The sequence below is a fragment of the Streptomyces sp. NPDC001407 genome (genome assembly GCF_042895325.1).
GTDB lineage: Bacteria > Actinomycetota > Actinomycetes > Streptomycetales > Streptomycetaceae > Streptomyces.
Genome location: NZ_JBIAWF010000005.1, coordinates 311,808 through 330,019, shown reverse-complemented (window position 1 = coordinate 330,019; position 18,212 = coordinate 311,808). Strand labels below are relative to the sequence as shown.

General features: G+C 71.3%; 18 protein-coding genes. 11 read left to right on the top strand and 7 right to left on the bottom strand.

Annotated elements, in window-relative coordinates; all coding sequences use genetic code 11:
• Window positions 1-10: 10 nt before the first annotated feature.
• Both ACFY1P_RS10710 and ACFY1P_RS10705 read right to left on the bottom strand, forming a co-directional pair.
• Window positions 11-898, bottom strand: a complete 888-nt coding sequence (locus ACFY1P_RS10710) for a 2-hydroxy-3-oxopropionate reductase (protein WP_361522685.1) — start codon at window positions 896-898, stop codon at window positions 11-13.
• Between the two features lie 59 nt (window positions 899-957).
• Window positions 958-1,788, bottom strand: coding sequence for a TIM barrel protein (locus tag ACFY1P_RS10705; protein ID WP_390750432.1), 831 nt, complete (start codon window positions 1,786-1,788; stop codon window positions 958-960).
• Between the two features lie 109 nt (window positions 1,789-1,897).
• Here ACFY1P_RS10705 and ACFY1P_RS10700 point away from each other — a divergent pair, with 109 nt between their 5' ends.
• The 7 genes from ACFY1P_RS10700 (at window position 1,898) to ACFY1P_RS10670 (ending at window position 7,597) form a co-directional block, all read left to right on the top strand.
• Entirely contained in the window at window positions 1,898-2,149 is a 252-nt protein-coding gene (locus tag ACFY1P_RS10700) for a hypothetical protein (protein ID WP_361522761.1), read from the top strand.
• A 50-nt stretch (window positions 2,150-2,199) separates the two neighbouring features.
• Window positions 2,200-2,535 carry a helix-turn-helix domain-containing protein gene (locus ACFY1P_RS10695; RefSeq protein ID WP_361522758.1) on the top strand — a complete coding sequence of 112 codons (336 nt, stop codon included), beginning with the start codon at window positions 2,200-2,202 and terminating at the stop codon, window positions 2,533-2,535.
• A 100-nt stretch (window positions 2,536-2,635) separates the two neighbouring features.
• On the top strand, window positions 2,636-3,190 hold the full coding sequence (gene uraD, locus ACFY1P_RS10690) for a 2-oxo-4-hydroxy-4-carboxy-5-ureidoimidazoline decarboxylase (protein ID WP_390750431.1): 555 nt from the start codon (window positions 2,636-2,638) through the stop codon (window positions 3,188-3,190).
• Complete coding sequence (uraH, locus tag ACFY1P_RS10685; protein ID WP_361522676.1) at window positions 3,187-3,561, top strand: hydroxyisourate hydrolase; 375 nt, start codon at window positions 3,187-3,189, stop codon at window positions 3,559-3,561. Before uraD ends, uraH begins: the two co-directional genes overlap by 4 nt.
• Window positions 3,562-3,569: 8 nt before the next feature.
• Entirely contained in the window at window positions 3,570-4,466 is an 897-nt protein-coding gene (pucL, locus tag ACFY1P_RS10680; RefSeq protein WP_390750430.1) for a factor-independent urate hydroxylase, read from the top strand.
• 5 nt (window positions 4,467-4,471) lie between these two features.
• Window positions 4,472-5,887, top strand: coding sequence for an 8-oxoguanine deaminase (locus tag ACFY1P_RS10675; protein ID WP_390750472.1), 1,416 nt, complete (start codon window positions 4,472-4,474; stop codon window positions 5,885-5,887).
• Between the two features lie 237 nt (window positions 5,888-6,124).
• On the top strand, window positions 6,125-7,597 hold the full coding sequence (locus tag ACFY1P_RS10670) for a nucleobase:cation symporter-2 family protein (protein WP_390750429.1): 1,473 nt from the start codon (window positions 6,125-6,127) through the stop codon (window positions 7,595-7,597).
• On the opposite strand, the gene ACFY1P_RS10665 is transcribed toward ACFY1P_RS10670, so the two are convergent.
• Window positions 7,530-8,573, bottom strand: coding sequence for a methyltransferase domain-containing protein (locus ACFY1P_RS10665; protein ID WP_390750428.1), 1,044 nt, complete (start codon window positions 8,571-8,573; stop codon window positions 7,530-7,532). The two genes, ACFY1P_RS10670 and ACFY1P_RS10665, sit on opposite strands and share 68 nt — an antisense overlap.
• A 593-nt stretch (window positions 8,574-9,166) precedes the next feature.
• Window positions 9,167-10,336, bottom strand: a complete 1,170-nt coding sequence (locus tag ACFY1P_RS10660; protein ID WP_390750427.1) for a helix-turn-helix domain-containing protein — start codon at window positions 10,334-10,336, stop codon at window positions 9,167-9,169.
• Between the two features lie 211 nt (window positions 10,337-10,547).
• Here ACFY1P_RS10660 and ACFY1P_RS10655 point away from each other — a divergent pair, with 211 nt between their 5' ends.
• The gene (locus ACFY1P_RS10655) at window positions 10,548-11,123 is read left to right on the top strand and encodes an HD family hydrolase (protein ID WP_390750426.1); all 576 of its coding nucleotides are present in this window, start codon (window positions 10,548-10,550) and stop codon (window positions 11,121-11,123) included.
• 86 nt (window positions 11,124-11,209) lie between these two features.
• Here ACFY1P_RS10655 and ACFY1P_RS10650 read toward each other — a convergent pair whose 3' ends face one another.
• The gene (locus tag ACFY1P_RS10650) at window positions 11,210-11,632 is read right to left on the bottom strand and encodes a hypothetical protein (protein ID WP_361522662.1); all 423 of its coding nucleotides are present in this window, start codon (window positions 11,630-11,632) and stop codon (window positions 11,210-11,212) included.
• A gap of 211 nt (window positions 11,633-11,843) precedes the next feature.
• On the opposite strand from ACFY1P_RS10650, the gene ACFY1P_RS10645 reads away from it, so the two are divergent.
• The 3 genes from ACFY1P_RS10645 (at window position 11,844) to ACFY1P_RS10635 (ending at window position 15,685) form a co-directional block, all read left to right on the top strand.
• Complete coding sequence (locus ACFY1P_RS10645; protein ID WP_390750425.1) at window positions 11,844-13,043, top strand: acetyl-CoA carboxylase biotin carboxylase subunit family protein; 1,200 nt, start codon at window positions 11,844-11,846, stop codon at window positions 13,041-13,043.
• A gap of 70 nt (window positions 13,044-13,113) precedes the next feature.
• Window positions 13,114-13,953: a TauD/TfdA family dioxygenase gene (locus tag ACFY1P_RS10640; protein ID WP_361522656.1), complete on the top strand. Its 840-nt coding sequence runs from the start codon at window positions 13,114-13,116 to the stop codon at window positions 13,951-13,953.
• Between the two features lie 205 nt (window positions 13,954-14,158).
• Entirely contained in the window at window positions 14,159-15,685 is a 1,527-nt protein-coding gene (locus tag ACFY1P_RS10635) for a YfcC family protein (RefSeq protein WP_390750424.1), read from the top strand.
• A 19-nt stretch (window positions 15,686-15,704) separates the two neighbouring features.
• Here the strand turns inward: ACFY1P_RS10635 and pqqB are convergent, their stop codons facing one another.
• Both pqqB and ACFY1P_RS10625 read right to left on the bottom strand, forming a co-directional pair.
• Entirely contained in the window at window positions 15,705-16,598 is an 894-nt protein-coding gene (gene pqqB / locus ACFY1P_RS10630) for a pyrroloquinoline quinone biosynthesis protein PqqB (protein WP_361522651.1), read from the bottom strand.
• A 21-nt stretch (window positions 16,599-16,619) separates the two neighbouring features.
• Window positions 16,620-18,197 (bottom strand): hypothetical protein, encoded by a 1,578-nt coding sequence (locus tag ACFY1P_RS10625; protein ID WP_390750423.1) that lies wholly within the window; start codon window positions 18,195-18,197, stop codon window positions 16,620-16,622.
• Window positions 18,198-18,212 lie beyond the last annotated feature (15 nt).

Here is an 18,212-nt window from a genome sequence, read left to right as displayed (position 1 = left end):
CTCCGCTCGCTCATGAGGCCACCCCCGAGAGCCGCTCGACGCCGCGCAGCAGGGCGGAGTGGTCGAGGGCGCCGTCGCCCTGCGCCCGCGCCGCGGCGACCAGCGTCGCGGCCACGGCACCGAGGGGGAGGGCGGCGCCGACGGAGCGGGCCGCTTCGGTGACGATGCCCATGTCCTTGTGGTGCAGGTCGATACGGAAGCCGGGAGCGAAGTCGTGGGCGAGGAAGTTGTGCCGCTTGCGTTCCAGCACCGCCGACCCGGCGAGCCCCCCGCCCAGCACCTCCAGTGCCGCGCCGAGGTCCACGCCCGACTTCTCCAGGAAGACGACCGCTTCCGCGCAGACCTGGATGTTGACCGCGACGACGAGCTGGTTGGCGGCCTTCACGGTCTGGCCACAGCCGTGCGTCCCGCAGTGGACGACCGTGGTGCCCAGCGCTCCGAACAGCGGCGCGGCCCGGTCGAAGTCGGCGCGCTCCCCGCCGACCATGATCGAGAGCACTCCCTCGACAGCACCCGCCTCACCGCCCGACACGGGCGCGTCCAGCACGCGGATGTCCCGCGCGGCGGCGGCCTCGGCCAGGGCGACGGACGTCCTCGGCGCGACGGTCGACATGTCGATCAGCAGCGTGCCGGGCGCGGCGTGGGCCAGCACGCCGTCCTCACCGAGGGCGACGGCCTCCAGCTGGGGGTCGGCGGGGAGCATCGTGACGACGATGTCGGCACCCCGGACCGCTTCCGCGACGGAGGCGGCGGGCGTGCCTCCGGCGGCGGCGAGCCGGTCGAGCTTGTGCTGCTCCAGGGTGTGGCCGGTGACGGCGTATCCGGCCTTGAGCAGGTTCTCGGCCATGGGGGATCCCATGATCCCGAGTCCTATCCAGGCGATCCGGGGGGTGGGCATCGGGGGTCCTTTCGATGGTGATGGTGATGGGGACGGGGATCGGGGCGGGGGATCAGGAGTCACGCGCCGCCCTGGCGGAAGTCCTCCAGCCAGCCGAACGCGTCGGCGCGCGGTGCTACGTACTCCAGACCCACCCACCCGCCGTAGCCCGCCTTCCCCAAGTGCCCCAGCAGCTCGGGGAAATCGAGGGCTCCGGAGCCGGGCGCGCCGCGTCCCGGGGCGTCCGCGATCTGGACGTGGCCCGTCACCGCGGCGTGGTCGTCGATCACGGCGCGCAGGTCCTCGCCGCCCATCGACAGGTGGTAGAGGTCCATCAGGAACCGCGCGTTGCCGAGGCCGCTCGCCGCGTTCACCGCCTCGACCAGCTCGACCGTCCTCGCCGCGCCGGTGAGGGGATACAGCGGTGACTCCACCGCGTTGAGCGCCTCGATCAGCAGCACCGCCCCCACCCGGTCCGCCGCGCGCGCCGCGCGCACGAGGTTCTCCAGGGCCAGCGCGTCCTGCGTCCGCGGGTCGACGCCCTGGACGCGGTTGCCGTAGAGGGCGTTGAGCGCCGTACAGCCCAGCGACGCGGCGAAGCCGGCGGCGACGTCGAGGTTCGCGCGGAAGGCGTCGGACGCCGCACCGGGGACGGAGAGCGCGCCCCGGTCGGGGCCGGGCAGCTGCCCGGCGAAGAAGTTCAGCCCGACGAGCTGGGTTCCCGCGTCGGTCAACGCACCGCGCAGCGCGTCGAGTTCGCGTTTCTCCGGCACGGGCCGGCCGGGCCAGGGCCACCACAGCTCGACCGCCGTGAAGCCGGCCGCGGCCGCTGCGGCGGGGCGCTCCAGGAGGGGGAGTTCGGTGAGGAGGATCGACAGATTCACAGCGAAGCGCGGCTCCGGGAGATCCACGAGAAAGACCTCACTTCCGTATGATGGAATTTGAATTCTGCTCAACGGAAGCGTGCATGCGGGCCGGAAGGGCTGTCAAGGGGAGCCGCGGAGCTACCGTGTGCGCATGCTGCGATTGCGAGTGGAGTTCACGACCGAGCCCTTCGACCTCGACGAGGCGCCGCCCCACGCGGAGGCGGCCCGGGAGGTCCTCCAGGGAGCCGACCTCGACGCCGTGGACGTCGGCCCGTTCGGCACTGCCGCGGAGGGCCGCGCCGAGGTGGTGCTGGCCACCGTCGACGAGGTGCTCCGCGAGTCGCTGCGCGCCGGTGCGACGCGGGTGTCCCTCCAGCTCAACGTGGTCGGCGAGGATGGCTCGTGACCGCCGCGGACGACGCCTTCCGCGCCGCCGTCCGGCCGCTCGTCGACGCCATGGGCGGCGAGATGATCGACCCGGACCGCGCCCTGGGCGACGACGTGCTGCTGTCCTGGGAAGGACGCGCCGTCGTCGCCGTACGCCTGCCCCACCTGTCCGACTCCCTCGACCGCATCCTCGCCGACCTCGAACGCCGGCACGGCCTGCCGCTGTCCGAACTCGACCGCAAGACCAAGCAGTCGGTCGTACGGGGCCTGGAGGCGCGCGGCGCCTTCTCCGTGCGGCACGGCGTCGAGACCGTGGCGTCGGCGCTGGGTGTGAGCCGCTTCACCGTCTACAACTACCTCAACCGGGAGAACTCCGCCCGGAGCGACGGGCGCCAGGCGGAATAGCGGGCCGCGGAATTCAACAAACTGTTGACGCCGTGTTCTTCGAGGCGTTAGCTATGCGCAGCCCTTCCACGCCCACCGACGAGCGGCCACGGAGGCACCCGTGACTTCGAGTCCGACGCCGGGGCTCACCCGGTTCAACACGGTGGCGGACAGCGCGGCCCGCACCGCACTCCGCGAGATCTGCGCCAGCCGGACCTGGGCGAGCGCCCTGCTCGCCCACCGGCCCTATCCGGACACCGCCGCCCTGTGCGCCGCCAGTGACACCGCCATGGCCGCCCTGACCCCGGCCGACCTCGCCGAGGCGATGACCGGCCATCCGCCCATCGGACGCCCCACCCCGGGCGATGCCGTGTCCGCCCGCGAACAGCGCGGCATGGCGGACGCGCCCGCCGCCCTCCAGGCGGAGATGCTCGCGCGGAACCTCGCCTACCAGGAGAAGTTCGGGCACGTCTTCCTCATCTGCGCCACCGGCCTCACCGCCGGACAGCTGTACGACGCGATCCGTAACCGGATCGACAACACGCCGGAACGCGAACGCGAGATCGTGCGGACGGAACTCGGCAAGATCAATCGCATCCGGCTGACCCGCCTCGCGGAAGGACCACGGGAGGCGGCCGCGACACCGGAGCCCGACGACGGAGGAGCGCCACCATGAGCGGCGGGACACCCCACGTGACCGTCTCCACCCATGTCCTGGACACCACCGCCGGCCGCCCGGCCCGGGACGTCACCGTCGAGCTGTCCGTACGGGAGAAGGCCGACGGCCCCTGGGAACCGGCCGGCAACTCGACCACCGACGCCGACGGCCGCTGCAAGGACTTCCCCGCGCTCCCCGCGGGCACCATTCAGGCAAGACTGTTCTTCGCCGTCGAGCCCTATCTCTCCCTCTCACCTCACCGCGAGCGGGCCGGGGACCCGGCCTTCTTCCCCGAGGTGGCGATCGCCTTCGCCGTCACCCCGGGCGAGCACTATCACGTACCGCTGCTGCTCAACCCGTTCGGCTATTCCGTTTACCGAGGGAGCTAGCGACCGCAATGCCCATCCTTGGCCAGAACCAGTACGGCAAAGCCGAGACCCGCGTCCTGAAGGTCACCCGCGACGGTGCCACCCACCACCTGAAGGACCTCAACGTCTCGGTCGCGCTCTCCGGGGACATGGAAGACGTCCACCTCTCGGGTTCCAACTCCCGCGTCCTGACGACGGACACCACCAAGAACACCGTGTTCGCCTTCGCCAAGGAGCGCGGCATAGCCTCGGCCGAGGCGTTCGGCGTCCACCTGGCCCGGCACTTCGTCGTCAGCCAGCCGGCCGTCAGGACCGCGCGCATCAGGCTGGAGGAGTACGCCTGGGAGCGCATAGCCACCCCGGGGGAGCGGCAGCACTCCTTCGTCCGCGCGAACCAGGAGACACGCACCGCGCAGGTCACCTTCGACGGGCGCACGTGGCAGGTGATATCCGGGCTCAAGGACCTCGTGGTGCTCAACACCACCGACTCCGAGTTCCACGGCTTCGTCAAGGACCGCTACACCACACTCCAGGAGACCCACGACCGGATCCTGGCCACCCAGGTCCACGCCCGGTGGCGGCACGCCCGGTTCGACGACACGGCCAGACACCCGGACTGGAACGGCAGTTACCGGGCCACCCGGGAGCACCTGCTGACCGCGTTCGCCGACACGTACTCCTACTCCCTGCAACAGACGCTCTTCCGGATGGGCTCGCGGGTCATCGACCGCCGCCCCGAGATCGACGAGATCCGCCTCTCGCTCCCGAACAAGCACCACTTCCTGGCGGATCTCGAACCGTTCGGCCTCAAGAACGACAACGAGGTCTACTTCGCGGCCGACCGCCCGTACGGCCTCATCGAGGCCACCGTCCTGCGCGAGGGCGCCGAGCCCGCCATACCGGTGGACCTGACGAACCTCCCGTGACCCGACTGCGAGGGATCATCACCGTGGCCGCACCACCGCAAGCACCGCACGCACCCGAGCGGACCGTCATCGAGAACTGCGCCGTCGCCACTGTCGACGCCCAGGACACGGAACACCCCAGCGGCCACGTCGTCGTCGCCGGGAAGCGGATCGAGTCCGTGGGCCCCGGGCCGGCGCCCGAGGGCCTGACCGGAGTCGTCCGCCGCGTCGACGGCACCGGACACCTCGTCACTCCCGGCCTCGTCAACACCCATCACCACTTCTACCAGTGGCTCACCCGCGGCCTCGCCCAGGACTCCCCGCTCTTCGACTGGCTCGTCGCCCTCTACCCCACCTGGGCCCGGATCGACGAAGAGATGGTGTACGCCGCCGCGCAGGGCTCCCTCGCGATGATGGTCCGGGGCGGTGTCACCACCGCCATGGACCACCACTACGTCTTCCCCCGCGGCTCCGGCGACCTCCTCGGTGCCGAGATCCGGGCCGCGCGCGAGATGGGCGTGCGGTTCAGCCCGACCCGAGGCTCGATGGACCGCGGGAAGTCCGACGGCGGCCTGCCCCCCGACTTCGCGGTCGAGACCACCGAGGCCGCGCTGATCGCGACCGAGGAGGCCATCGACACCTACCACGACCCGGCCTTCGACTCGATGCTGCGGATCGGCGTCGCCCCCTGCTCGCCCTTCTCCGTCTCCACCGAACTCCTCCGCGAGGCGGCCGTGCTGGCCCGCCGCAAGGGCGTGCGCCTGCACACCCACGGCTCGGAGACCGTCGAGGAGGAGCAGTTCTGCAAGGAACTGTTCGGCATGGGACCCACCGACTACTTCGAGTCCACCGGCTGGCTCGGCGACGACGTGTGGATGGCCCACTGCATCCACATGAACGACACCGACATCGCGGCCTTCGCCCGCACCGGCACGGGCGTGGGCCACTGCCCCTCCTCCAACGCCCGGATCGCGGCCGGCACCGCCCGCGTCCCCGACCTGCTGCGGGCCGGCGTCCCCGTGGGCCTCGGCGTCGACGGCACCGCCTCCAACGAGTCCGGGGAACTGCACACCGAACTCCGCAACGCCCTGCTGATCCACCGGCTCGCGGGCGGCGCCGACGCGCTGAATGTGCGTCAGGTGCTGCGGATGGGGACGTACGGCGGGGCCCAAGTCCTCGGCCGCGCGGCCGAGATCGGCTCCCTGGAGCCGGGCAAGCTCGCCGACCTCGTGCTCTGGAAGCTCGACGGACTCGGGCACTCGACCATCGCCGACCCCGTCGCGGCCCTGGTGCTCGGCGCCGCCGCCCCCGTGACCCTGTCCCTGATCAACGGCCGGCCGGTCGTCGAGGACGGCAGGCTGACCACCGTCGACGAGGACGCCATCGCCCGTGGCGCCCGCGACGCCTCCCGCCGCCTGGCACGCATCGCCGCAGGAGACTGACCCCCCGCTCTGACGCCGGTCCGGCGCGGACCGGCCCGAGACCCGGCGGAGGGGGACGGCCCTCGGCCGGGCCCGTCGGACCTCCGGGTCCCACGGGCGGCGGACCGGGGCGCCCGCACGACGGCGCCCCGGTCCGTACCCACTTCGCACCACCACCCCCTCACGTACACCCTCGCAACGCCGCCTCCCTGAAGCCGTGTCACATCGGCGACACGAAAATCGACAGGAGGAACCGCCGTGGCCGCAGTGCCCAGGTTCACCGAGCGAAGCACCGAGCCGGCCGCAGCGGGCGGCGACAGCGGCGATGTCCACCCGGTGGACCGGCTCCTGCCACCGGGGAGGCTGCTGGCAGGCGGCTTCCAGCACGTCGCCGCGAGCTACGCGGGCGTGGTCGCGCCACCCCTTGTCCTGGGCGCGAACCTCGGGCTCTCCCCGCTCCAGATCACCTTCCTGGTGAGTGCCGCGCTCTTCACCGCCGGCATCGCGACCCTGCTCCAGACGATCGGCTTCTGGAAGGTCGGGGCCCGGCTGCCCTTCGTCAACGGCGTCTCCTTCGCGGGCGTCGCCCCCATGGTCGCCGTCGCCAACGCCCAGCCCCACAAGGGGGACGCGCTGCCGGTCATCTACGGTGCCGTGATCGTGGCCGGCGTCCTCGGCTTCGTCCTCGCCCCCTACTTCTGCCGGCTCGTCCGCTTCTTCCCGCCCGTCGTCAGCGGCACCGTCATCACCCTGATCGGCATCACGCTGTTGCCGGTCGCCTTCACCTGGATCCAGGACGGCAACCGGGACCATCCCGCCTCGCTCACCGACCTCGGGCTGGCCGGGGCGACACTCGCCGTCGTCCTCGGGCTGCGCAGGCTGCTGCGCGGCTTCCTCCAGCAGATCGCCATCCTCCTCGGCCTGGCCGTCGGCACCCTGATCGCCATCCCGGTCGGCGCCGTCGACTTCACCCCCGCCGAGCACGCCCGGCTCGTCGGCTTCCCCAGCCCCTTCCACTTCGGCGCCCCGCACTTCGCGATCTCCGCGATCGTGTCGATGTGCGTGCTCATGCTGGTCTGCATGACCGAGAGCACCGCCGACATGCTCGCCCTCGGCGAGGTCGTCGGCCGCGAGGCGGACGAGAAGGTCATCGCGCGCGGCCTGCGCGCCGACACGCTCGGCACCGCCGTCAGCCCCCTCTTCAACGGCTTCGCCAACAGCGCCTTCGCCCAGAACATCGGCCTCGTCGCGATCACCCGCGTCCGCAGCCGCTTCGTCGTCGCGGCCTGCGGGCTGATGTTCGTACTCCTGGGCCTGAGCCCGGTCTTCGCCTCCCTCATCGCCGTCGTACCCCGCCCGGTCCTCGGCGGCGCGGGCATCGTCCTCTTCGGCAGCGTGGCGGCCAGCGGCGTCAACGTCCTGCTCAAGGCGGGCCTGGACCGGGGCGACAACCTGCTGGTCGCGGCGACGTCGCTGGGCGTCGGGCTGATCCCCGTGATCTCCGACAAGTTCTACGACGGCGCAGGGATCCCCGAGACCCTGAAGATCATCCTGAACTCGGGCGTGAGCGCGGGCTGCATCTCGGCGGTGGCCCTGAACCTGCTCTTCAACCACGTGGGGCGGGGGCGGGAGGCTCCGGGGGAGGAGTGTACGGAAGACCCCGTCATCCCAAGGCCCAGGCCCCGCCTGGCCCGTCGAGCCACACTCGCTGTCCGCCGGCGGTCACCGTGAGGCCGAAGCGGGAGTGATCGGGTGCGCCGTGGCCGATCCACCAGCGGTGGGCGGCGCGGGCTTCGTCCCAGAGCCGGCGGGGACCGGACTGCCAGACGCGCGCGGTGTCCCCGTCACGGAACAGCACGCACGCCCATGAGCGGTCGGTGAGTCCGTAGAACCAGACGGGCCGCGCACCGTCGCGCTTGTCCGCCACCACACGCACACAATCCGGCACGCGGAGCCCCAGCGCGAACTGCTGGGCATCGAACCGCCCGCCCACGAAAGCGGATTCCGCGATGTCGCCGGCCGACTCCTCGCCATCGGCCACACTGCCCGTGACGTACTCGTCGTGCACCACGGGCGGAAGGCGCTGCGCCCGGAGCTTCATGAACTCCACGGGCCCGGTGAACTTCCCGGTGGCGCGGTCCCCTTCCTGCGAGACGACCAGGCGGGCCACCGCGTCGGAGTTGCCGAAGTGCATCCCCCACGGTGCCGTGATCACCCCGCCGGGCCGGCACTGCTCCACCCACGCGAACGGAATGGACCGGAGACCGCACGTCGCGATGATCCTGTCGTACGGGGCCCCTTCGGGAAACCCCTGGAACCCGTCGCCGTGGACAACCCGGGCAGGCGTCCCGAACCGTACGAGTGCCGCCCGCGCGGCGGCCGCCACGCTCACGTCCACTTCCACCGTGACGATGTTCCGCGCACCGGTCCGGTGAGCCAGCAGCGCGGCGTTCCAGCCCGTGCCGGTACCGACTTCCAACACCCGGTGTCCCGGCCGGACATCGAGATCACGGAGCATGGAGAACACGACGCTCGGCATGGGCGCCGAGCTGGTGGAGACCCTGCCGGGCGCCGTTCCGGAGTGCTCTCCGTCGTCCCACTGCGTGACCACGGGGACATCGGCGTCCGCGAACCCCTGCCACGCTTCGGGGTCGTCGGCCCTGCTGACGGCAATGCTCCGCCCGGCGCCCATGTCGTACGGCCACATGAGATCGGGCAGAAACGCGGCCCGGGGCACGGCGGCGAACGCGGCTGCCCACTCGGCCGAAAGGGCACCGGCGGCCGTGAGGGGCGCGCCCCAGCTCGGCCAGGCCGGGGCGCTCGTGGGTACTCACCGGACGGAAGCCCGAGACGCCTTCGGCGGATTGGGCACGCCGGGCCCACTGCTGTGAGGCACGGAGACGACGGCCCAAGGGTGGGTGGGAATGATCAGCACGGGTGCACCTCCTGGCGTGTCGGCTCCGGTGCTTCGCTGTGGGGCTGGGGCTCGTGAACGTCGACGCCTGGACGGTGCCGGATGCTGGTGTCCGGGAGGCCCGTGTCAGTGCGGTGTTGAGTGCACCGGCACGGAGGGTACGCCATGGACCCGGTGGAGAAGCCGGGCCCCGGGCTTCGCTTCACCACGAGCACGCCGTCGGTTCCGTTTGTGGCGATCAATCGGGTCAGTTGTGCCCGTGCTTCGCTTGTCATCGTGCCTCGCCTGCCCTTTCTTCCTGGCTTGCGGGCCAACCTGGGAAGCGGAGCGGCGGTTGTCTGTGGCACTTCGGCTATCCGCCGGACGGAAGTGCCCTGAGTGATCGTTCAGAACGGGAGGCCCACCACGTCGGCCATGGTCCGCATCTCGGCCGTCAAGGTGCGGCGCCCCTTGACCACCCGTTCGAGGATCACGCGAGCGTACCGCTGGTTCGGCAGCCACTCCGGACTGTCGTTGTTGATCTGCCCGAGCTTGTCGAACGCTTCCGTGTACTGGCCTGTCTTGGCGTATGCGTCGGCGACATCCAAAAGGTGACGGTTGCGATTGTTGGACGTCGGCTTGAGCCCCGTTGCGGGGATTGCCTCGGCCAGCCTCAGGACCAGGTCCGGCCTGTCCGCGACGCTCGCGTTCTCCGCCCTCTTGAGAGCCACCGTGGTGGGCCCGAACGTCCTCAGGAAGTCGTTCTCCGGGGAGTGTTCCCTGCCGAGCGCGACGGCGGCCGCTTTGGCGAACCTGAGAGCGTCGGCGGCATCCCCCGGCTGGGAGTTGCGGACGGCTGCGGCGGATACCCGAAGGAGCATCCACCCCCACGTGCTCAGCTCCGCCGGAGTCGCACGGGAGATTTTGGGCTCTGTCTCGTCCGCCCACTTCACGGCCAAGTCGTACGCCTTGCTCAACTCGCCTTGGCGCAGGAGAAGCCAGCATTGTGTGTTGATCGTGGCAGCAGCCTCCATGCGGTCTGCCGCATCGTCCAGAGCGCGCTCCAAAGCCGTCTCAGCGGCAGTGAACTGGCGTGTCTGGACCATGAGCCACCCTGCGAGCTGCAAGAGCCGCACTCGGACGGCCCTGCCCTCCGGCCCCAGTGCCTCGGCTTCCTGGAGCAATCGTGGCAACAGCACGGACAGGGCGTCGTACTCGTCACTCGAGAACAGTGGCGAGATCTCCTGGGCGGCGTTGCGCACTCCCGCGACCGTGGGTGGTTCGTCGTCCGCCCAAACCGTCAGCGGCGGTCGTTCAATGGCGTTCCGGACTTCGGCCCACCGATCCACGGTCGCTGTGCTCGGGTCTTCCTCGTGCGGTCCTGCGGCCAGGAGCATGGTCGGTACACGGAGCGCGACGGCGAGCATCCGCAGCGTCTCCAACCGTGCCCCTTCACGATCGCCTTGTTCAAGCTTCCGAATGGTCGAGAGCGAAACCCCCGATGCGGCGGCCAACTCCCTTTGCGACAAGCCCCTACGCTTACGAACGGTCTTCACGTTCTCGCCAGCGTTGCTCATGTCACGAGGGTACGTCGCAGGGCGGGGGACAGGCTCTGTGCGGTGGGGGACGGACAGCCGGCTCGCGGCTACGGCGGAACCGCCCGATGTGGTCGCCTACGCACGACGCACCGGTGTTCCCGTTCGTGTCCTGTGGCCGACCGGGGCAAGGAGGGCTTGAGGACGTGGTTGAGACTGAGCGCCCCATCATCGCGTGGAGAGGACAAGTCGCATGACCGACGACCGGCACGCCAAAGGTTCCGTCGGCTACCTCATGGAAATGGGCGCTCTCAAGAGGGCGAAGCGATCAGGGTGGTGGATCGCCGGGGTCAAGGACCCAGAGACGATCGCCGAGCACAGTTTCCGTACCGCCGTGGTCGGTTCCGTCCTCGCGATGATGGAGGGTGCCGACCCCGCGAAGGTCGCCCTTCTGTGCACCTTCCACGACACTCAGGAGACCCGGGTCGGAGACATCCCCTGGATCGGCCGGCGCTATCTCACGGCCGCCAAGAACGAGGACGTCACCGCCGATCAGGTCGCGGACGCGCATCCGGCGGTAGCGGCAGGAATTCAGGCCGTCGTCGACGAGTACGAGAACGGCGATTCGATTGAGGTCATGGTCGCCCGTGACGCGGACAAGCTGGAGTGCATGATCCAGGGGCTCGAATACCTGGAGCAGGGATACAGCAACGCCCGCGAGTGGGTCGACAGCACCCGGGCCAAGCTCAAGACAGCCTCTGCCATCAGCCTCGCCGACGCCGCGCAGACGATGTCGTCGGTCGAGTGGCAGCGCACCTACCTGCGCTGACGGGCCGCCCCGAGTGACGGCGGTACGGGGCGGCCCGGTGGTTCGCCCGGATGTTCATCCCGGCGAACCACCGCGAAACGCCGGTGTCAGGGACGCACCAGGATGCCCGCCGTCCCGAAGGCGTGGGACGACGTGTAGTGGTCGTCGCCTCGGAAGGTGGCGACATAGCCATTGGTCAGCGTACCGACGCTGGACGTGCCCAGACGGAGAGGGCCGGTGCACGCGGCCTCGCCTTCGGCGTTGGTGTAGGCGCGGCAGATCTCCGCGCCCCCCGGGGTGGTGAAGTCGACGCGCTTGTCCGCCAGGGGACTGCCGTCGTTGACGTCGTGCAGGTAGGCCCGGACCCCGATACTCGGCGGGAACACATCGGCGCCTGCCTGCGTGGTGGTGATGCGCGTCCCGTGACGTTCGTGAGAACCGTGCTCCCCGTGCGCCGAGGCCGCTTGCGTGCCTGCCAGGACAGTGACGGCGGCGAGCATCGTGGCGCCGAACCAGGACCGTACGGACATGAAGTCTCCTTGGGGGGAACACAGAAGCCGGATGATCGGCTGCTCATACAGGGCGATTAACGGCGCGCCGGGGTGCAGGTTACGGTCCTGTCCCCGGTCGGCAGCCTGGCGGGCCTCGGAGGGATGCAAGGCGCGCCGCCCACTCGTCGGGCCAACTGCCCGTGCTGTGACCGGCATTGACATAACCTCTCTCTGCATTACCGTCTGCCCTGTGCTGTATCTCGTGGCGCTCCCTCCCACCGATTCCGTCACCGAGGGTTACCTGCCCGCCGCCGCCCGGCTGGGGCTGGATGTCACACTGCTCACCGATGCTCCGGACGCGCACCGGCGGGCCTATGCGCACTGCGGTGGGCCCTCCTGGCCCCGGCTCGACATCGTCGACTGTCAAGTGCGGGACTTCCGCGAGGTGATCGCCGGGATTTCGGCACGGGACCGGCGGCCGGAGGCCGTGTTCACCAACTCCGACCATCTCCAGGTCCAAGTGGCGTTGACCGCCGACTGGTTCGGCCTGCCGGGCAAGGACTGGAGGGCCGCGCTGCGGACCAAGAACAAGGCGCTCCTGCGCCGCGCTCTGGCCGAGGCGGGGGCGGAGAGGGTGTGGAGCACCGAGCTGACACACGCGTGGGACGGAGGCGAACCACCGCACTACCCCTGCGTGGTGAAGCCCCGGGAGGGAGTGGCCGGCGAGGACTCCGCGCTCGTCCACGACCGGGAACAACTGGTCCGGCACTGCCGAAAGGTTCGCTCACGGCGCCCGGGCCTGCCCTTGGTGGCCGAGGAGTATCTACCGGGGCCGTTGCACACCCTGGAGACACTGGGCGACGGGCACACCCTGCACGTCCTCGGCTCCTTCCGCGACACGCTCGCGCCGCTGCCGTACTTCACCCTGCGCCGGTCGGACCTGCTGCCCGCGCCGTCGCGGCCGCACGCCGAGCAGGTCGTCGACCGGCTGCGGGCGCTCGGCGTCGCCTTCGGTGCTTGCCACACCGAGTACGTCGTCCAAGGCGACCGTATCCGCATCATCGAGGTCAACTACCGCACCATTGGCTCTCGGGGCGATCTGGACCTCGCCGACGCACTGGGCATTCCGCTTTTCGAGCATGTCCTGCGTACCCACCTGGGTGAGCGGCTCCCCGCCGACCTCGGCGTCAGGTCACCTCGCCGACTGCGCATCGAGTACGTGAGCGCCGGACGCGGCGGAATCCTCAAGGCGGCGCCCGCGGCGACGGAATGCGAACGGGAGGGGGTGCGGCTGGCCTACCGACCGTTGCGCGAGATCGGCGAGGAGCACCCTCTTTATCACTCCGACCGCGACTTCCTCGGCGTCCTGGTGGCCACCGGAGCCGACGAGCAGCGCGTCGACCGTGCCGTGGCCGCCTTCCTCGCCGCCCGGCGTTGGGAGATCGCGTGACTGCGCCCTGACGCATGTCCGGTCCGTTCTGCCGGCACGCGAGGTCCGAAAGACCGGAAGGAGACCACGGATGGACACGCCGGTCGCGGTCGCGGGACCCTCCGCGTGGCAGGGCGCGACGCTGAAGGAACGGGACTGGCTCATCCCTGCGTACCCTCCGCAGCCAGGCCGGGACGGTGCCGGTCCGGTGGCCCGGGCCGCGCGGTGTCTGCATGACGGTCCCGGGCTGGCGGTGGTACGCGGCCTCGGCCTCGATGGGTTGACCGACGACAAGTGCGTCGAGGCGTGCCGGCGGTTCATGGCTCCGCTGGGCGACGCGCGCCCCGTGGACCCGGACCACCCGGGCGACAGTCTGGTGACGGCCGCGGCCCCCGCCACCGCACCCCCGGCACGCGCACACGGCCCCGAGGGAGATCTCGCCCTGCACACCGACCGGGCGAGGTTCCCCGGACCTCCACGGCTGCTGGGCATGCTGTGCGTCCGCCCGGCGCGCCACGGCGGCGAGTCGGTGCTGGTCAGCGGCCACGCCGTACACAACGTGCTGCTCAGGTCCCGGCCGGATGTCCTGCCTGATCTCTACCGGGAGTTCCACTTCGGCCGGGGGCCGGGCTTCGAGCGCACCTACCCCGTCTTCCGGCGCGGCGCCGGCCGCCTGATCGTGCAGTACAACCGATACTGGATCACCCGCGGCCAGCAGGAGCACGGAACCCCGCTGTCCACCGCCCAGGTTGCCGCTCTGGACGCCGTTGACGAGATCCTGGCGGATCCGCGCATGGCCCTGCGCGTGCGGCTGCGCCGCGGTGATCTGCTGCTGGTGGACAACACGGCCGTCCTGCACGGCAGGACCTCGTTCACCGACCCGCCCCCACCGCACGCCGGCCGCTGCCTGGTGCGGGTGTGGGCCGACTGAGCCGTTCTCCGGCCTCCGGCGTCGACATGTGCCTCGGGCCAGGCCCGCGGGCAGGGGCCGGGCGACCCGCTCATCCGGACCCGCACCGGCGACCGGCCCGCGGACCGTTCACCGCGGAAATCCCAGACACACCCGGCACCGACAGCCACCCCGCACCTCAACCCGGGCAAAATGGGCGAAATCATCGCCCCCGGAGAGGCCCGCCGTGGATCAGTCAGCCGAGACCCTCGCCCCCACGGACCCGCGTCCGGGGCGCCGGAAGTTCGTCTTCCCCAGCGCCCTCACCGTCCTCGCCGTCGTCACGGTCGTCGTCTGGGCGCTCACCTTCGTCATCCCCTCCGGCGCCTACCACCGCAACGACACCGGCAAGCCCCTCCAGGGCACATACCACCGCGAGGCCGCGCCCGGGAACTTCGTGCACCGGCTCGGTGATCTCTTCCTCTCCCCGGTCAACGGCCTCTACGGCATTCGCGACGGCAAGTCCGGGCAGGTCGCCCCTGACGCGGTCGGCACGCTCTACGGCAGTGCCGGGGTCTTCCTCTTCGTGCTGGCCATCGGCGCGTTCATCACGGTCGTCTTCGCCACCGGCGCCCTGGACCGCGGCATCGAACGGCTCGCCCACCGGCTGCGCGAGCGCGGGGCCCTGCTGATCGCCGGGGTGATGGCGGTCTTCTCGCTGCTCGGCACCGTCGAGGGCTTCGCGGAGGAGACCCTCGGCTTCTACGGCCTGATCGTGCCGCTGATGCTCGCCCTCGGCTACGACCGCATGGTCGCCACCGGCGCCATCATCCTCGGCGCGGGCGTCGGCGTGCTGGCCTCGACCGTCAACCCCTTCGCCACCGGCGTCGCCTCCTCGGCCGCCGACGTCTCGCTCGGCGACGGCATCGTGCTGCGCTTCGCGATGTGGATCGTGCTCACCGCCGTGACCATCGGCTACGTCCTGCGGTACGCGCACAAGGTGCGTACGGACCCCGCCCGCTCCCTGGTCGGCTTCCTGCCCGGGGACCGCGAGCTGGCGGCGGAGGCCGAGGAGCCGCCCGAGCTGACGGGACTGCAGAAGGGCGTGCTCGCCGCGGTGACCCTGGTCTTCGCCTTCATGATCTTCTCGGTGATCCCCTGGGCGAGCGCGCTCACCGGGAAGGCCGACGCGACACCGTACGGCTGGGAACTCGGCTGGTCCTTCGCACAGTTGGCGGCCCTCTTCCTCGTCGCGGCCGTACTCATCGGCGTCGTCGCCCGGCTGGGCGAGCAGGAGCTGAGCGCGCGGGTCGTCCAGGGCGCGGGCGACTTCATCGCCCCCGCGCTGACCATCGTGCTCGCCCGCGGCGTCACGGTCATCATGAACAACGCGCGCATCACGGACACCGTCCTGCACTCCATCGAGGGCGCCGTCTCCGGCACCCCGGCGGCGCTCTTCGGGATCATGGTCTACATCGTCAATCTCCCGCTGGCGTTCCTCATCCCCTCGACCTCCGGCCACGCCACCCTCGCGATGCCCATCCTCGCGCCGCTCGCCGACTTCGCGGGCGTCGCGCGCTCGGTGGTGGTCACGGCCTGGGAAGCGGCGAGCGGCGTGATGAACCTCTGGGTGCCCACCACCGCCGTCATCATGGGTGGCGTCGCGCTGGCCAAGGTCGGCTACGACAAATACCTGCGGTTCGTCTGGCCGCTGCTGCTCCTCCTGTCCGTCCTCGTCTGCGCCTTCGTGGCCCTGGGCGCGGTCGCCGGCTGAGCGGCCGCGCCACCGGCGCTCACAGCCGGATGTCCTGCCCGTCCGCGGCCACCTCCACGAGCGCCGCCGCCAGCGCGGAACGCTCGCGCGAGGCGGGGTCCGCGGCCGGGTTGGTGTTGTTCAGATGGGTGTAGAGACAGCGCACGCCCGTGCGGCCGCGCAGCCGGGCCAGCGTCCCGCCGGGGCCGCTGATGGGGAGGTGGCCCATCGCGCGGGCCCCCGGGCCGTGGCCCGTCCTGCGCTCCATCTCGTCCTCGCTCCAGAAGGTGCCGTCGAGGATCACGCACCCCGCCCCTGCCAGCGCGGCCTCCAGCTCCGCGGGCCACCGGGCGAGCGACGGGGCGTAGACGGCGGCCGCGCCCGTGACGGTGTCGTCGAAGCGATAGGCCACCACCCACGGCCCGGCCCGGTCGGAGGCGGCCGCGTAGCGCGGCCGCTTGTCGCTCACGGGGACCGCGGTGACGCGCAACCGGCCGTCGCCCAAGGAGAGTCCACCGGCGAGCGGCCGCCAGCGGGCCCCGCCGTACGGAGCGAGCAGGCCGCGCAGCGGGAAGTCCTCGGCGAGTGAGGCCGTCACGGCCGCCGGGGCGACGAGGTCGAGGTCCGCGCCCTCGCGCAGCGCCAGCAGCCCGGCCGTGTGGTCGAGCTCGCCGTCCGTGAGGAGCACGCCGCGCAGCGGGGTGTGCCGGGTGCCGGGCGGCGGGGAGAGCTCGGGGGTGGCGAGGATCTGCGCGCGGATGTCGGGGGAGGCGTTGACGAGATACCAGGCGCCGGGCGAGGCGCTCACCGCCAGGCACTCCTGGGTCCGCCAGACCGCCGGGCCCGCGGCCCGTGCCCGGCGGCAGCCGGGGCAGGCGCAGTTCCACTGCGGCAGCCCGCCGCCCGCCGCGGTGCCCAGAACGCGCAGCCTCATCGCCGCCCCCCCCCTCTGCCGTCAGCCCAGCAGCCCGTACACCTGGAGCACCCCGGAGAACGTCGGTACGTACACCCTGCCGCCTGCGACCGTCGGCGGCGCGAACTTCGCGAACAGGCCCACGTCGTCGCGGGCCGCGTTCATCTTGCTGTTCCACACCTCCTGGGTCAGGTCGGTGGCCTGGTAGGCGCGGAAGACGCCCTCGACCACGGCCTGGTTGGCGTTGTCGCGGTACGGATGCGTCGCCCAGACCAGGCCGGTCGCCGGGTCGTCGCCGTCGGCGGAGACGGACAGGATGCCGCCGGGCATCCCGGGCGCACCGCCCGGCACGCCCTTGGGGTCGGTGGTGGTGCTCGTCGAGACGGGCGTCGTCCCGAGCGTGCCGCCGGTGAAGCGGTAGGCGCGCAGGAAGGCGTTCTCCGGCCATACGTACACCCAGGGCCCGCCACCGCCCCGGAAGTTCCAGTGCACCGCGCCGCCGTGGATGTGGTGACTGTCGCGGTCCGGTGCGACCACCTGGAAGCTCTGCACGATCTGGCTGTCCGAACCGGCCTGGAAATGACCCATGTCGCCGGTGTCCAGCAGATAGAACTTGCCCGCCTTGCCACCGCCCAGCAACAGCCGGGTGCCCGGGATCAGCAGCGGCCCGGCGGAGCCCAGGTCGGCGTCGGCCGCGTCCAGGGCCGCGTTGTCGAATGGCGAGAACCAGTCCGCGAGCGCGAGATCGGGGGTCAGCTGGACGACGGCGTCACCGAGCTCCGAGCCGTCCGCGCGGAAGCCGCCGTTGCCGGTCATGAAATAGAGGTTTCCGCGGTCGTCCACCCCCAGCCCCTGGCCCGCCTGCCAGATGCCGCCCCGACGGGTGCCGGGCGTGGTCACGTACACCCCCGTGCGCCGCAGGTCGCCCGCGTCGAAGCCGAACACCCAGCCGTGGTACGGGTCCTGGTCGCCGTACGAGGCGAACGCCACGTACACCCGGCCGCCCGCCAGCGTCAGCGCCGCGCGCTGGATCTGCCGGTTGCTGGTGAAGGTCAGCTTCCCCTGGACGCTGCCGTCACCCGTGCCGGGCACGGTCGCGGTGATCCGCACCGGACCGCCGAGCGCCTCCCGGCCGGTGGAGAGGTCCAGCGCGTGCAGGGTGTGGTGGTACGCGCCCTGCCCCCCGGTGAAGGCGACGACGTAAAGGACGTGCCGCTCCACGTCGATGACCGGCGTGCTGACCACCCCCACCTCGACCGCGATGTCGCGGTAACCCGGCGGTCCCACGTTCGCGTCGGGCAGGGTGACCGAGGGGCCCAGCGAGGTGTGCCACAGCGGCGCGGAGGCCGCCGGGTCGTCGGCGTCGAAGGCGTAGACGCTGTTGTGCATCGTCGCCGTGAAGACGACGTCGCGCACCCCGTGGCCTTCGACGGGGCAGCGGGCGAGATAGAGGGGCTGGGCGTAGATCTGCCCGTCGACCGCGCGGCTGAAGAGCTTGCCGAAGGTGGCCGGGCGGACATTTCCCGGACGGAGCGTCGTCTCCAGCGGATTGGCGCCCGTACGGCGGTTGTCGTTGTGCTGGGTCGTGACCGACAGCCCGGCCGGTGGCAGCGGGTACATGGCGTCGCCTCCTGC